Genomic DNA, 15,262 nt, shown 5'->3' on the forward strand with positions numbered 1-15,262 from the left:
TGGTCTTATGCTGGACTCGACCTCAGTCCGAACAACACCATCAGCACCACCGCATCGCCAGCCGCATGCGGTGGTGATCGGCAGCGGTTTTGGCGGATTGGCAGCCGCGATCCGGCTTGGCGCCAAGGGTTATCGTGTCACCGTCCTCGAGAAGCTCGATGCGCCCGGCGGCCGCGCCTACGTCTACCGGCAAGACGGCTTCACGTTCGATGCTGGACCAACCATCGTCACCGCGCCGTTTCTGTTCGAAGAATTGTGGAAGCTGTGCGGACGGAAGCTGTCCGACGACGTGACGCTGGTGCCGGTGTCGCCCTTCTACCGGATCCGGTTTCAGGACGGATCGCATTTCGACTATTCCGGCGATCCCGTCGCGATGCGCCGCGAGATCGCGCGATTTTCGCCTGATGATGTCGACGGCTACGACGCGTACATGAAGGCCAGCGAGGAGATATTCAAGGTCGGGTTCGAGAGGCTTGGCGACGTGCCATTCAGCAAATGGACGGACATGGCGAAGATCGCGCCTGAGATGCTGCGGTTGTCGAGCTATCGCAGCGTCTATTCGCTGGTTTCGAAGTTCTTCCGGGATACTCGCCTGCGTGTCGTCTTCAGTTTTCATCCGCTGTTGATTGGCGGAAATCCTCTCACTGCGAGTTCGATCTACTGCTTGATCGCATTTCTGGAGCGGCGCTGGGGCGTGCATTTCGCGCTTGGCGGCACCGGACGACTGGTCGATGGGCTGGTCAGGTTGATCGAGGGGCAGGGCGGCAGGCTCCGCTGCAACCATGAGGTCCGCGAGATCATCGTGAACGACGGCGTTGCGCGCGGCGTCAGGCTGGCTTCGGGCGAGACCATCGATGCCAATGTCGTTGTGTCCAACGCCGATTCGGCTTGGACCTACCGGTATCTCGTGCCCGCGTCGGCGCGGTCTCGCTGGACCGACAGGCGAATCGAGCGTGCGCGCTATTCGATGAGCCTGTTCGTTTGGTACTTCGGCACGCGTCGCCGATATGAAGGGGTGCCGCACCACACGATCCTGCTGGGGCCGCGCTACAAGCGTCTGCTGACCGACATTTTCGATCGCAAGGTTTTGGCCGACGATTTCAGCCTGTACCTGCATCGTCCGACTGCCACCGATACGTCGCTTGCACCGGATGGCTGCGATGCATTCTATGTGCTGTCGCCTGTCCCGCATCTCCAGAGCGGAACAGACTGGAGTGTGATGGCCGAAGATTATCGCCTGGCGATCGCCGGCGAACTCTCCAGGACCGTGCTGCCCGGCCTGGACAAGGAGATCATCAGTTCGCGAATGTTGACGCCGCAAGATTTTCAGGATCGCCTATGCTCATTCCGGGGCGCCGCCTTCGGGCTGGAGCCGATCCTCACCCAAAGCGCGTGGTTCCGCCCGCACAACAAGAGTGAAGACATCGAGAATCTGTATCTCGTCGGTGCCGGAACGCATCCCGGCGCGGGTCTTCCTGGCGTGCTGTCATCGGCGCGCGTCCTGGATTCCCTGGTACCCGATGCCTCACACCTTGCAAGCCTGGTGACCGCATGACGATACGGCTCGATCCCGTCGATATGTCCGCCTGTCGTGCGCTGCTCAAAGGCGGCTCGCGGACCTTCAATGCGGCGTCGAAGGTACTGCCGCGCAGCGTCGCGGATCCCGCCATCGCGCTCTACGCATTCTGTCGCCTGGCAGATGACGCCGTCGATCTCGGCAACGACCGCGCGGCGGCCGTGGCGCGCCTGCGGGATCGGCTCGATCGCGCCTATCGGCAGCAGCCGGCGGACCTCGCTGCGGATCGCCTGTTCGCCGATGTCGTCACGAAATTCTGCATTCCTCGCGAACTCCCTGAAGCCCTGCTCGAAGGGCTGGCTTGGGATGCGGAGGTCCGCCGCTATGAGACGTTGCAGGATCTCACTGCCTACGCCGCGCGGGTTGCGGGTGCGGTCGGCGCGATGATGACGCTGGTGATGGGGCAGCGCGCGCCCGAGATCGTTGCGCGTGCCTGCGATCTCGGCGTCGCGATGCAGTTTACCAACATTGCGCGTGATCTCGGCGAAGATGCCCGTGCCGGCCGGCTCTATCTACCGCAGTCGTGGCTTCGCGAGGGGGGAATCGATCCGGACGCGTGGCTGGCGAGCCCTTGCTTCACGCCTGAGGTCGCGGCCATCGTACAGCGGCTGCTCGATACGGCCGATACTTTCTATTCCCGCGCGACGCAGGGGATCGCCAATCTGCCGATCGGCTGCCGTCCCGGCATCTATGCGGCCCGCGCGCTTTATGCCGAGATCGGCCGCGAGCTGGAGCGGGGAGGGCTGGATTCGGTGTCGAGGCGCGCGGTCGTCTCGACCAAACGCAAGCTCGCGGTCCTGGCGCGAACGCTGCTGTTGCCGCAAACGGAATGGGCACCCGCGAGAGAGCTCGACGTCAAGACCGCCGATATTGAAGAGACCCGTTTCCTGGTCGAGGCCGTCGAGGCAATGCCGCTGCGCGAAAGCGCGCAGCTGCGGCGGCGGCCGATCGAGGACCGCGTGGTTTGGGTCATCGATCTGTTCGAGCGGCTGGAACGCCGCGATCAGCTGCAACGGACGGCCTCCTACCGGTAGAGCAGACGAGATGCACGGGACCGAGCCCATCCGGGAAGCCGAGAACAGTCTCGCCGAACGGCGGCGTGCAGAAGCGAAAGTCTGGTTCGAATCGCTGCGCGACAGGATCTGCGCCGAGGTCGAGGTGCTGGAGCGCGAGGCGCCAGCGGAGCTGTTTCCCGGGGAGCCCGCCACCTTCACTTACAAGCCGTGGCAGCGCGCGACCGGCAGCGGCGGCGGTATCGGTGGTTTCCTCAGCGGTGGCAGACTGTTCGAGAAGATCGGTATCCATACGTCATCGGCCAACGGCACGCTTACCCCAGAGATGGCCAAAGCGTTGCCGGGCGACGGCATTCAGCTCGACTACGTTTCCACTAGCATCAGCCTGATCATGCATCCGCGCAGCCCGCGGGTGCCGACGGTGCACATGAATACGCGGTTTCTGTCGACCGCGAAGGGGTGGTTCGGCGGCGGTGCGGATCTCACGCCGATGCTGCCGGAGCAGAGAAACCAGGATGCGCGTGACGCCGTGACGTTCCACGCGGCGATGAAGCAGGCCTGCGACGCTCATGATCCCGATTATTACGGCAAGTTCAAACCCTGGGCCGATACCTATTTCTTCCTGCCGCACCGCGGTCAGGCGCGCGGCGTCGGCGGCATCTTCTACGATCATCTCGACACTGGCGACTTCGAGAAGGATTTTGCATTCACGCGCGACGTCGGACTTGCTTTGTTGGAGGTCTATCCACGGATCGTGCGCCGGCGGATGATAGAACCGTGGACCGAAGCGGAGCGCGCGCAGCAGCTTGCCTGCCGGGGCCTCTATGTCGAGTTCAATCTGCTCTACGACCGCGGTACCATGTTCGGCCTTCAGACCGGAGGCAACATCGAGACTATCCTGAGTTCTATGCCGCCAATGGTGAGCTGGACGTAGCTTTCGGCTGAAATCAATTCTGCACTGAAGCGGTAGCTGCGGAGAGTTGCGCGGGGGGCGACATCATGGACAGCTATCTTGTTTCATCGAATTCTTCGTGGTGCTCATGTTCGCGGCGGCCTGGGGCATCCTCGAACTGGTTTGCCGGCGGCTCGACAGACAGAAGGCAGCAGAACGCGCAAAGCAGCGCAACGGGACGCAGTCGCCTTGACGCGATCCGCTGCTACCGCAATGCCCGAGGCATGCGGAATGGAAGCATGGCCTGCACGACCGGCATCTTGAAGCGATCGAGCGAGAGGCTTTCGTGCATCAAAGTCACGGGCTCGCCGAGCAGCTTCGCCGAGATTACCGAGCGGGCATAGAACGGAGCATCTTCCAGCGTTTTGACAATCTTGGCGGCGCTCTCGCTACGGACGCTGCGGGCGACGCGCCAGCCGGTTCGCCTCAGGTCCACCGTTGGCGGCGGATCGAAGGCTTGCATCCGTCCGCTCGGATCGAACGTCATCGCTAGGTCGACCTTGTTGCCGTCGCGGCGCTGGGCTTCGTAAAGGATCGCCGTGCCGTCCCGCATGGCGCCACGCGACCATTGCCAGTCGGCAAAGCCCTGCTCCAGCGGCGCGTCACCGTGATTCATGTCGAAATAGCCGTCACCCTGCCAGCTCAGGCGCGGATGATCGAGCCGCACCTGGACGCGCGCGCATGGCGCTATCGGCCACCACTGATGATTGCCGCTCCGATTGAGCGAGAAGGCCTGCTGCGTGATCGCAGTGGGTACCAGTCGGATGGTACCGCGCAGGCGTCCGGGAATCGGAACGGTAATTTCATCCACATCGATGGTTAGTGATCTGCCGTCCCAGGACAAATGGCTCGGACCTACCGTGAATGTGTCCGTCGTGCGGTTGACTGCGTCGCGTGATCGCTCCGTCATCGCCCAGCGATTGCCGCTGCTGCGATATACCGCGACATTGACGGCGCAATGATTGAGCGGATCGGCCGGTCCCTTGCGCCGCGCGAACGCGTAATAGGGTGAAAACACGCTGCCGATGAAAGCGATGATGGTGATGCCGTTCTGCCCGTCGTCGCTCAGCGCGTCGACGTACCACCACGCATAGCCGTTTGCCGGAACGACCCGCGAGAAGTCAGGTCCGCGAGCAGGCTGGCTGCTGCCGACCGGCCCGACAAGGCCGCCATGGGAACGCCCGGACCCGGATGCGTGCTGCCCCCCGCCAGGTATAGCCCCGGAATTTTGGTTCGTGCTCCCGGACGCTGGAACGAGGCCGTCCATCCGTGCGAACTGCGGCCGTACAACGCGCCGCCGGTGGCCGGAAACATCCGGTTGAAATCCTCTGGCGTCGTCACTTGCATCGCATCCGCTTGCGCCTGGAGTCGCAGGCCGCGTCGCTCCAGCATGCCGAATGTCCGCTGTGCGCATTGTGCCACCTCCATTGTATCGTAGACATGCCGGTCGCCATTTGCGGGCGCGTTGACCAGCACCAGAAATCGCTCGGGACCAGTCGCCGCGATGTCATGGCCGTTGCGATCCTGGGCGCAGATATAAACCGTCGGCTCGCGCGGCAGCCGGCCGTGCGCGAAAATGTCGTCGAACTCGGCCGCATAGTCGCCCGAAAAAAAGACGTTGTGCCGGTGGAGCGGGAAGCCATCAGGCTTCGCGACGACACTCCATGTCATGGCTGACAGCGAGCGTTCGCGGAGCGGGATCTCTGTTGCGGCGCGACGGGCGAGCGGGCCGAACATTCCGTCCGCGACGGCGCCAACATCCGCATTAACGATCACGGCGTCCGCCGCAATGCGCTCGCCGCTTGCGAGCCTGACGCCGCTGGCGCGGCCGCCCGAGACCAGAATTTCGCTGACGTCCTCACCGTAGCGGATCGTCGCGCCAAAGGACCTTGCGCAATCCGCCAGCGCTTTGGCGAGCGCATGCATGCCGCCATCGATGCTCCAGACGCCTTCGCGCTCGACATGCGCGACCAGCATCAGCGTCGCGGGCGCCAGATACGGCGACGATCCGCAATAGGTCGCGTAGCGTCCGAACAATTGCCGCAGCCTCGGATCGGCGAAGTATCGCCTCAGCGCCGACCACATCGACGAGAACGGCTTGATCTGCGGCAGTCGCATGAGCCCGCGAATGCCGTCGGCGCCGATCAGTCCGCCCATGCTCGGCTGTGCGGCACGCAGGAACGGCTTTTCGAGAATCTCGTAAATGCGCTTGGTGTCCCGGCAGAAGGCGCGATATCCGTCCGCTTCCTGTGCGCCCGCAAAGTCCCCGATTGCATCGACCGTGCGTTCCTGATCGGCAAACAGATCGAGCGGGCCATGTTCGTCCCAGGCGTGTCTTGCCAGAGTTTCCAGCGGGCGCAGGCAGACATGGTCCGCGAAATTCAGGCCGGCCGCTGCGAACAGTTCGTCGAACACCCAGCGCATCGTGAAGACGGTCGGACCGCTGTCGATCCGCGAGGTGCCGATCGCGATCTCGCGCATCTTGCCGCCCGGCGTGGCGGCGCGTTCGAGAACAGTGACGTCCAGTCCGCGTGCTGCGAGCGCGAAGGCGGAAACCAGCCCCGCGACGCCGCTGCCGACAACGACAACTCGATCTCTGGGCATAGGCGCGCCGGCTCCGGTTGTCGATTGACATGTGTCTATATTTATTTACACTCGTCGAGACAAGTCAACTTGACATTCCTTGTGTCAAACACGGGAGCCTGCCATGGACGTCACCAGCCGGATCGAACGGGCACTGAACGACGCGATTGACCGGGCCGAGCTTCCCGGTTGTCCGCCCCGGCTGGCGGCGGCCATGCGTTACGCGGTGTTTCCCCGCGGTGCGCGGGTGCGGCCGAGGCTCGTCCATAGCGTCGCAGCGGCTTGCGGTGAGGATCATCCCGCGGCCACTGACGCTGCCGGCGCGGCGCTCGAACTTCTGCATTGTGCCTCGCTGGTTCACGATGACCTACCGTGCTTCGACGCGGCGGAGACGCGGCGCGGCCGTCCATCGGTGCACAAGGCATTTGGCGAGCCGCTCGCGGTTCTCACTGGAGATGCGTTGATCGTGCTCGCATTCCAGACGCTGGCGCGTCTTCAATGCACGCCGGAGCGGCTGGCGACGCTCACCCTGACGGTGGCCCGATCCGTCGGCGTGCCTTCAGGGATCGTCGCGGGGCAAGCCTGGGAGTGCGAAGACAAGATCGATCTCGCACATTATCACCGCGCCAAGACCGGCGCGCTGTTCGCTGCGGCGACCGTTGCAGGCGCAGCGTCGGCTGGCGCCGATTGCGAATCGTGGCGGATGGTCGGGGAGAAGCTCGGCGAGGCCTATCAGGTCGCCGACGACATTCGTGACGCGGCCTCCGAGGAAGATGAGATCGGCAAGCCCGTCGGCCGCGACCTCGCGCTGGGGCGTCCGAGCGCGGTGATTGAGCTCGGCCTCGATGGCGCGCTGTACCGCTTGCACGACCTCGTGCGTGGCGCCATCGATGCGATCCCGCCATGCCCCAATGGCGCGGAGCTGCGGTCGCTGATGCTCTCGGAAGCCAAGCGCCTTGTGCCGGCCAAGCTTGCCCAGTTCGCCGCGTAGCCACGATGGCCGCGATCGCGCATCGTGACGGCCGAGGTGAGACATCCAAGGCGCCGTCCGGTGCGGGTGTCGTCCCTTCAGGACACGGCGTGCCCCGGCCGTCGTTGCATGATCGCATGCTCGGGTGGCGAGATTCGATCCTTTCAAACCAGTCTTTTCAGCGATTTGTCGGGAATTTCGCGCTGACGCGACCGATCGCGCGGCGTCGGGCAGGCGCGCTGTTCGATCTCTGTGCCGGTTTCGTCTATTCGCAGGTTCTGTTTTCTTGCGTCCGCCTGAAGCTGTTCGATCAAGTGGCAGATGGTCCTTTGAATTCGGCAGAGCTGGCATCGCGTCTGCCGCTGTCAGTCGACGCGACGTTGACGTTGCTCGATGCGGCGGTCTCGCTGCAATTGCTGCAGCGTCGCAGCGACGGCCGCTACGGTCTTGGTTCGCGCGGCGCGGCCCTCAGGGGCAATCCCGGCGTCGTCGCCATGATCGAGCATCATGCGATGTTGTACGACGACCTGAGGGATCCGATCGCGCTGCTGCGCGGTGACGTGGGCGCGGGGCAACTCGCCGCCTATTGGCCTTACGCGGCGAATCGCAAGTCTGCCAATCTGCCGCGTCAGGCGATAGCACCCTACACCGTGTTGATGGCTGCGTCGCAGCCGATGATCTCGCAGCAGGTACTGTCGGCTTATTCGTTTCGTCGACATCGCTGTCTGCTCGACGTCGGCGGCGGCGACGGATCCTTCATCGCCGCCGTCGCAGCCGAGACGCCCAAACTGCGCTGCGTTCTGTTCGATTTGCCCGCGGTGGCCGACCAGGCAAGCGAACGGTTTCGTGCCGAGGGATTGTCGTCGCGCGCGGTCGCGATCGGTGGGAGCTTTCTTGCTAACCGTCTTCCCGAGGGTGCCGATATCGTCTCGCTGGTGCGCGTGATCCACGATCACGACGACGCCGACGTCATGACGCTGCTTCGCGCGATTCACTTATCCCTGCCAATCGGCGGCACGCTGCTGATTGCCGAGCCCATCTCCGGCGTTCGCGGCGCCGAGCCGATCGGCGATGCGTATTTCGCCTTCTACCTCCTCGCGATGGGCAGCGGCCGGCCCAGGACCTTCGCGCGGCTGCGGGACATGCTCACCGAGGCCGGCTTTGGCGATATTGCGCTGCGGCCGGTGGCGATGCCCATGCTTGCCAGCGTGATAGCGGCGCGAAAAAGCGATATTGACGTTAATCAAACTTGACAGTCTAGAATGTAAGTCTAGCATGACACCTGCGGAGTATCCGCCGAAGATCGGAGTGAGCGATGGACACCATCGCGGTAGTTCTCAAGCAGCCGGAGCAGATCGAGCTCAGTCGGCTTGCTTTGACTCCTCCGACCGCCGACGACGTCGTCGTCGATGTCGACTGGAGTGGCGTCAGCACAGGCACGGAGCGGTTGCTCTGGTCGGGACGAATGCCCTCGTTCCCGGGCATGGGATATCCGCTGGTGCCAGGCTACGAGTCGGTCGGGCAGGTCGTCGAAGCGGGATCTGCCACTGATCTGCATCCTGGCCAGCGGGTCTTCGTTCCCGGCGCGAAGTGTTTCGGCGAGGTCCGCGGTCTGTTCGGCGCCTCCGCCTCGCGCCTGGTAGTGCCGGCGAAACGCGTGGTGCGGCTCGATCAAAACCTCGGCGAACGTGGAATTCTGCTGGCGCTGGCGGCGACGGCCTATCATGCCATCGCGGCGCCGGGTGCCTCGGCACCGGACTGCATCGTCGGTCACGGCGTGCTGGGGCGACTACTGGCGCGCATCTCTCTCGCGGTTCGCAACGAGCCGCCGATCGTATGGGAGAAGAATCCGGCGCGCGTCGGCGGTGCCGTCGACTACGGTGTGATCGATCCCGAGCATGATACGCGGCGCGACTACAAGAGCATCTATGACGTCAGCGGCGATGCCAGCCTGCTCGATTCCCTGATTGGCCGCATCGCGCCAGGCGGCGAGATCGTGCTGGCTGGATTCTACAGCGAGCGGCTGTCCTTTGCGTTTCCGCCCGCGTTCATGCGCGAGGCGCGACTTCGCGTTGCCGCGGAGTGGCAGCCCTCTGATCTTGTCGCAATCAAGGCCCTGATCGAATCCGGACGGCTCTCGCTCGATGGCCTGATCTCCCACCACCACGATGCCCGTGATGCTTCGAACGCCTATCGCGTCGCGTTCGAGGATTCGGCTTGCCTGAAAATGGTCCTGAACTGGAGTTCGCTGTCATGAATGTCGTGCCGACCATCAACATGAAGGACGCTCTGCGGGCAGAAGCGTCGATCGAGCCGGATGCACCGTTGACGACGCCGGCAACCAAGGAAACCCAGATCATCGCGATCTACGGCAAGGGCGGGATCGGGAAGAGTTTTACGCTCGCCAATCTGTCTTACATGATGGCCCAGCAGGGCAAGAAAGTGCTGCTGATCGGCTGCGACCCGAAGAGCGACACCACGTCGCTGCTGTTCGGCGGCCGTGCCTGTCCGACCATCATCGAGACCTCGTCGAAGAAGAAGCTCGCCGGTGAGGAGGTCAAGATCGGCGACGTCTGCTTCAAGCGCGACGGCGTGTTCGCGATGGAGCTCGGCGGCCCCGAGGTCGGCCGCGGCTGTGGTGGCCGGGGTATCATCCACGGCTTCGAGTTGCTGGAGAAGCTCGGCTTCCACGAGTGGGGGTTCGACTACGTGCTGCTCGACTTCCTCGGCGACGTGGTCTGCGGCGGCTTCGGCCTGCCGATCGCGCGCGACATGTGCCAGAAGGTCATCGTCGTCGGCTCGAACGATCTGCAATCGCTCTACGTCGCCAACAATGTCTGCTCGGCAGTCGAATATTTCCGCAAGCTCGGCGGCAATGTGGGCGTTGCCGGCATGGTCATCAACAAGGACGACGGCACCGGCGAGGCGGCGGCATTTGCCCAGACGGTCGGCATTCCTGTCCTTGCGGCAATCCCGGCCGACGACGACATCCGCAAGAAGAGCGCGAATTACGAGATCATCGGCCTGCCGGGCGGGCAGTGGAGTTCGCTGTTCGAGCAACTCGCCACCAATGTCGGCTTGGCGCCGCCGGTTCGTCCGACGCCGCTGACGCAGGACGGCTTGCTCGGCCTGTTCAAGGGCGAAGTGGTCGGTCGCGGCGTCGTGCTCGAGCCTGCGACGATGGAAGACATGTGCGGCAAATCGGTGGTCGACAAGCCGTCCCTCGAAGTCGTCTACGACGCGGCGTGAGCGGCAGCATGACGCGGAGCGCAACATGAACGTCATTCTGCCGCGATACGCCGGCGCGATAGCCGAGTCTGTCGTGAACGAGCCCGTCGAGGTCGAGGTGGCCGAGACGGACACTGTCGTTGCACCGCCGACCATCAACGCCGCGGCGACGAAAACCGACGGCCTGGGCTGTCATGCCGGCGCTGCCGAACTCAAGGCTGCCGCCAGCGCCGCGGGAAAGAGCGATATCCTCGATCAGTATGCCGCCGATTATCCCAAAGGCCCGCATGACCAGCCGCAAAGCATGTGCCCGGCGTTCGGTTCGCTCCGGGTCGGCCTACGGATGCGGCGCACTGCGACAATCCTGTCGGGTTCGGCCTGTTGCGTCTACGGCCTGACCTTCACCTCGCACTTTTACGGTGCGCGGCGCACCGTCGGCTATGTGCCTTTCAACTCCGAGACGCTCGTCACCGGGAAACTGTTCGAGGACATTCGCGAAGCCGTCTTCAAGCTCGCTGACCCCGAGCTGTACGACACCATCATCATTACGAATCTCTGCGTGCCGACGGCGTCCGGCGTTCCGCTGGATCTGTTGCCGGATGAAATCAACGGCGTGCGCATCATCGGCATAGACGTACCAGGCTTCGGTGTGCCGACCCATGCCGAGGCGAAGGACGTGCTGGCGGCGGCAATGCTCGAATATGCCCGCAAGGAAGTGGAGCATGGGCCGGTGCAGGCGCCGCGGGGCGGCAAGAGTGAGCGGCCGACGGTCACGCTGGTCGGCGAAATGTTCCCCGCCGATCCGGTCGGCATCGGCATGATGCTGGAGCCGCTCGGGCTGGCGGCCGGTCCAGTGGTGCCGACGCGGGAGTGGCGTGAACTCTATGCCGCGCTCGATGGCTCCGTCATCGCAGCGATCCATCCGTTCTACACGGCGAGCTTCCGCCAATTCGATCTGGCCGGACGAAAGATCGTAGGTTCAGCACCGGTTGGACATGACGGCACGGAGGCCTGGCTCGAATCCATCGGCACGGCTTGCAACGTCGCACGTGAGAAGATCGACGGCGCCAAGAACCGCTTCCTGCCGATGATCAAAGCTGCACTCGCAACGAAGCCGATCGACGCGCGAATTACGGTTTCCGGCTACGAGGGATCGGAACTGCTGGTTGCGCGGCTCTTGGTCGAGAGCGGTGCACGCGTACCCTATGTCGGCACGGCGTGCCCGAGGACGCAATGGTCCGATGTCGACCGCGAATGGCTGGAAGCCAGGGGTACGCGGGTTCAGTATCGCGCATCGCTCGAAATGGATCTGGCCGCCGTCGGCGAGTTCAAGCCCGATTTGGCCATCGGCACCACGCCCATCGTGCAGAAGGCCAAACAGCTCGCGATCCCGGCGCTGTATTTCACCAATTTGATTTCGGCGCGGCCGTTGTTCGGCGTCGCCGGTGCCGGCTCTCTGGCGCAGGTCGTCAACGCCGCGCTCGCCAATCAAGGCCGCTTCGACGAAATGAAGGAATTCTTCGGCGATGTCGGCGAAGGCCACGCCGCCGGTATCTGGGAGAATACGCCGAACGAAAACGTGGCTTTCCGGGAGAAATACAAGAAGCAGATCGAAGCCCAGGCCAAGAAGCGCAAAGCCGAGGAGATGATCTGATGCTCGTCCTGGATCATGATCGCGCGGGTGGTTATTGGGGAGCTGTCTATGCCTTCACCGCGGTGAAGGGCATGCAAGTCATCATCGATGGACCGGTCGGTTGCGAAAATCTGCCGGTCACATCGGTGCTGCACTATACCGACGCTTTGCCGCCGCACGAGCTGCCCATTGTGGTGACGGGCCTCGGCGAAGAAGAGCTCGGACAGACCGGTACCGAAGGCGCGATGAAACGCGCTCACCGCGTGCTCGATCCCTATCTGCCGGCCGTCGTCGTCACCGGTTCAATCGCCGAAATGATCGGCGGCGGCGTGACGCCGGAGGGAACCAACATCAAGCGCTTCCTGCCGCGCACCATCGACGAGGACCAATGGCAGAGCGCTGACCGCGCCATCGTCTGGCTCTGGAAGGAATATGGGGTCAAGAAGATTCCCGAACGAAAGCCGCGCGCCGAGGGCGTCAAGCCGCGCGTGAATATCATCGGCCCGATCTACGGCACCTTCAATATGCCGTCCGACCTTGCCGAAATCCGCCGCCTGGTCGAAGGCATCGGTGCTGACGTCAACATGGTGTTCCCGCTCGGAAGCCACCTCGCCGACATTCCCAAGCTGGTGAACGCCGACGTCAACGTCTGCATGTACCGCGAGTTCGGCCGCATGCTGTGCGAGGCGCTGGAGCGTCCCTATCTGCAGGCGCCGATCGGGCTTCACTCCACCACTAGATTCCTGCGCAAGCTCGGCGAAATGCTGGGCCTCGATCCCGAGCCGTTCATCGCGCGCGAGAAGCACACCACCATCAAGCCGCTTTGGGATCTGTGGCGATCGGTGACCCAGGACTTTTTCGGCACGGCCAGCTTCGCCATCGTCGCCAACGAGACTTATGCGCGCGGCGTCAGAAACTTCCTGGAGAAGGAAATGGGCCTGCCGTGCACCTTTTCCTTCGCGCGCAAGGCCGGAGTTAAGCCGGACAACGATGCGGTGCGATCTGCGGTGCGCGAGAAGCCGCCACTGATCCTGTTCGGCAGCTACAACGAACGCATGTACCTGGCCGAGGCAGGTGGCCGGGCGATCTATGTGCCGGCGTCCTTCCCGGGCGCGGTGATCCGGCGTCACACCGGCACGCCGTTCATGGGCTATTCGGGCGCGACTTACCTCGTTCAGGAGGTCTGCAACGCGCTGTTCGACGCGTTGTTCAATATCCTGCCTCTGGCGGCCGATCTCGATCGCGTCGACCCGACGCCAGCCCGGCTGCACGAGGAAATTCTCTGGAGCGACGAAGCCAAGGCGCTGCTCGACGAGGTGCTGGAGGCCCATCCCGTACTGGTGCGCATCTCGGCGGCCAAGCGCCTGCGCGATGCCGCCGAGAGCGGTGCGCGCCAGGCCGGTGAAGCGCGCGTCACCACGGATTTCGTGAACAGGGCTCGCGCGGTGCTGATGAGTGGAGCGCAAGCATGAGAATTATCGAAGCCGGCTTGTTTCCGGTGATTCCGTATCTGCACCTGAAGGACGATATGCGGGAGGTGATGTCGATGTCCGATTATGCTTATGGCGATCGAGCGAAAGCGCACGGCGAGAACAAGACTATCGAATCCCAAGCGGTATTTGGCGCCTGCTACGTGGCCTTTCTGTTGCGGGCTGCGCTCTCGCGGCTGACACCCTGGCGCAAACGAGCGGTCTTCGACCATTCCAGGAATCGCGAGTCGATCTTCGCGGAGGCCCGCAGTGCTGCCGGCACGATCGTGACGTCATCGTTCATGGGACTGTAACCGGGATTCCGTCCGGCCGGTTGCCGGGCGGATAACTGCCGTATCGATGGATTCGGCAATCGCTGTCGCCCACGCTCGGGCGGCGAACGGCCGCAAGGCCATCACTAGGAGGATCCCAAATGAAGGACGGTTCCTTATCGGGGCTATCCGAAGCTGAAGCCAAGGAATTCCACTCGATATTCATGACGAGCTTCCTGCTCTTCACGGCTGTCGCAGTGGTTGCCCATATCCTCGCCTGGATGTGGCGTCCCTGGTTGCCCGGCCCGGGCGGCTACAAGACGACGGCGGTGGATAGCATCCAGCACGTCGCCAGCGTCGCCCTTTCGTACCTGACATAGAGGGAGGCAATCATGTGGCGAATTTGGCTTCTGTTCGATCCGCGCCGTGCCTTGGTCGCGCTCTTCACGTTCCTGTTCGGACTGGCGATCGTGATCCACTTCATCCTGCTCTCGACCGACCGGTTCAACTGGCTGGACGGGCCTCGCAAGGCGAAGACGTCAGAGATCACTCTGCCGTACACACCACCAAGCATGCCGTCCTGATGGCATGACGAAATGCGTACCGGAACGGACGAGGCAGGATCGAGCGGCCCGCCTCGTCCGCTTCCGGTAGCGACCCGGAGATGATGGTCACGCTGGCTTTCGCAGGCGGAGGAACGAACGATGGCAATGCTCAGCTTTGAAAGAAAATATCGCGTTCGCGGCGGAACGCTCATCGGTGGCGACCTGTTCGACTTCTGGGTCGGCCCGTTCTACGTCGGGTTCTTCGGGGTGACGACGGTGTTCTTCTCGTTCGTCGGCATCGCGATGATCCTCTGGAACACTGCGCTCGGACCCACCTGGAATCTCTGGCAAATCAGCGTCAATCCGCCGGATGTCAAATACGGCTTGTCCTTCGCGCCGCTACAGGAAGGAGGGATCTGGCAAATCGTCACGATCTGCGCGCTCGGCGCTTTCGTGTCATGGGCGCTTCGGGAGGTCGAGATCTGCCGGAAGCTCGGGATCGGCTATCACGTGCCGTTCGCCTTCGGCTTTGCCATCTTCGCCTATTTCACCCTGGTGGTGATCCGACCGGTTCTGATGGGCTCGTGGAGCTACGGCTTCCCCTACGGCATCATCACCCATCTCGATTGGGTGTCGAACACCGGCTACCAATACGGCAACTTCCACTACAACCCCGCGCACATGATCGCCATCACGTTCTTCTTCACGACGTGCCTGGCGCTGGCCCTGCACGGCGGTCTGATCCTGTCGTCAACCAATCCCGACAAAGGGGAGGCTGTAAAAACGCCCGAGCACGAGAACACGATGTTCCGGGACCTGATCGGCTATTCGGTCGGAACCATCGGCATCCATCGCGTCGGACTGTTCATCGCGCTGTCCGCGGTGTTCTTCAGCGCGGTCTGCATCGTGATCAGCGGGCCGTTATGGTCGGAAGGCAATGCCTGGTCGGAGTGGTGGAACTGGTGGCGCAATCTTCCGATCTGGTCCTCCAACTAATTCCGGTCATCAGAGAGAGTCCTGA

At 63.3% G+C, this 15,262-nt stretch carries 15 protein-coding genes; 13 read left to right on the forward strand and 2 right to left on the reverse strand.

The window, feature by feature from the left end; translation table 11 throughout:
- Positions 1-7: 7 nt before the first annotated feature.
- Genes C7G42_RS07970 through hemF form a run of 3 tightly spaced genes read left to right on the forward strand, consistent with a single transcriptional unit; the run spans position 8 to position 3,523 of the window.
- A complete protein-coding gene (locus C7G42_RS07970; RefSeq protein WP_106948385.1) occupies positions 8-1,555 on the forward strand; it encodes a phytoene desaturase in 1,548 nt (515 codons plus the stop codon).
- A complete protein-coding gene (locus C7G42_RS07975; protein WP_106948386.1) occupies positions 1,552-2,610 on the forward strand; it encodes a phytoene/squalene synthase family protein in 1,059 nt (352 codons plus the stop codon). Before C7G42_RS07970 ends, C7G42_RS07975 begins: the two co-directional genes overlap by 4 nt.
- A gap of 10 nt (positions 2,611-2,620) precedes the next feature.
- Positions 2,621-3,523 (forward strand): oxygen-dependent coproporphyrinogen oxidase, encoded by a 903-nt coding sequence (gene hemF / locus C7G42_RS07980; RefSeq protein ID WP_106948387.1) that lies wholly within the window; start codon positions 2,621-2,623, stop codon positions 3,521-3,523.
- 223 nt (positions 3,524-3,746) lie between these two features.
- On the opposite strand, the gene C7G42_RS07985 is transcribed toward hemF, so the two are convergent.
- Positions 3,747-4,610, reverse strand: coding sequence for a carotenoid 1,2-hydratase family protein (locus C7G42_RS07985; protein WP_502694197.1), 864 nt, complete (start codon positions 4,608-4,610; stop codon positions 3,747-3,749).
- Entirely contained in the window at positions 4,607-6,145 is a 1,539-nt protein-coding gene (crtD, locus tag C7G42_RS07990) for a 1-hydroxycarotenoid 3,4-desaturase CrtD (protein ID WP_106948388.1), read from the reverse strand. Before crtD ends, C7G42_RS07985 begins: the two co-directional genes overlap by 4 nt.
- Before the next feature lie 103 nt (positions 6,146-6,248).
- Here crtD and C7G42_RS07995 point away from each other — a divergent pair, with 103 nt between their 5' ends.
- The 10 genes from C7G42_RS07995 (at position 6,249) to pufL (ending at position 15,237) form a co-directional block, all read left to right on the forward strand.
- Positions 6,249-7,115 (forward strand): polyprenyl synthetase family protein, encoded by an 867-nt coding sequence (locus C7G42_RS07995; RefSeq protein WP_106948389.1) that lies wholly within the window; start codon positions 6,249-6,251, stop codon positions 7,113-7,115.
- 116 nt (positions 7,116-7,231) lie between these two features.
- Complete coding sequence (locus tag C7G42_RS08000) at positions 7,232-8,347, forward strand: methyltransferase (RefSeq protein ID WP_199580807.1); 1,116 nt, start codon at positions 7,232-7,234, stop codon at positions 8,345-8,347.
- A gap of 62 nt (positions 8,348-8,409) precedes the next feature.
- The gene (gene bchC, locus C7G42_RS08005) at positions 8,410-9,351 is read left to right on the forward strand and encodes a chlorophyll synthesis pathway protein BchC (protein WP_106948390.1); all 942 of its coding nucleotides are present in this window, start codon (positions 8,410-8,412) and stop codon (positions 9,349-9,351) included.
- On the forward strand, positions 9,348-10,343 hold the full coding sequence (locus C7G42_RS08010) for a chlorophyllide a reductase iron protein subunit X (RefSeq protein WP_106948391.1): 996 nt from the start codon (positions 9,348-9,350) through the stop codon (positions 10,341-10,343). Before bchC ends, C7G42_RS08010 begins: the two co-directional genes overlap by 4 nt.
- Positions 10,344-10,368: 25 nt before the next feature.
- Positions 10,369-11,976 (forward strand): chlorophyllide a reductase subunit Y, encoded by a 1,608-nt coding sequence (gene bchY / locus C7G42_RS08015; RefSeq protein ID WP_106948392.1) that lies wholly within the window; start codon positions 10,369-10,371, stop codon positions 11,974-11,976.
- Positions 11,976-13,427 (forward strand): chlorophyllide a reductase subunit Z, encoded by a 1,452-nt coding sequence (gene bchZ, locus C7G42_RS08020; RefSeq protein ID WP_106948393.1) that lies wholly within the window; start codon positions 11,976-11,978, stop codon positions 13,425-13,427. The genes bchY and bchZ overlap by 1 nt, the downstream gene beginning before the upstream one ends.
- Entirely contained in the window at positions 13,424-13,738 is a 315-nt protein-coding gene (locus tag C7G42_RS08025) for a hypothetical protein (protein ID WP_245427582.1), read from the forward strand. The genes bchZ and C7G42_RS08025 overlap by 4 nt, the downstream gene beginning before the upstream one ends.
- A 119-nt stretch (positions 13,739-13,857) precedes the next feature.
- Positions 13,858-14,076 carry a light-harvesting antenna LH1, beta subunit gene (gene pufB / locus C7G42_RS08030; RefSeq protein ID WP_015684466.1) on the forward strand — a complete coding sequence of 73 codons (219 nt, stop codon included), beginning with the start codon at positions 13,858-13,860 and terminating at the stop codon, positions 14,074-14,076.
- Positions 14,077-14,088: 12 nt separating this feature from the next.
- Positions 14,089-14,280 carry a light-harvesting antenna LH1, alpha subunit gene (gene pufA, locus C7G42_RS08035; RefSeq protein ID WP_015684467.1) on the forward strand — a complete coding sequence of 64 codons (192 nt, stop codon included), beginning with the start codon at positions 14,089-14,091 and terminating at the stop codon, positions 14,278-14,280.
- 120 nt (positions 14,281-14,400) lie between these two features.
- A complete protein-coding gene (gene pufL, locus C7G42_RS08040; RefSeq protein WP_015684468.1) occupies positions 14,401-15,237 on the forward strand; it encodes a photosynthetic reaction center subunit L in 837 nt (278 codons plus the stop codon).
- Positions 15,238-15,262: the final 25 nt, after the last annotated feature.

This window comes from Bradyrhizobium sp. MOS003 (assembly GCF_003020125.1).
GTDB lineage: Bacteria > Pseudomonadota > Alphaproteobacteria > Rhizobiales > Xanthobacteraceae > Bradyrhizobium.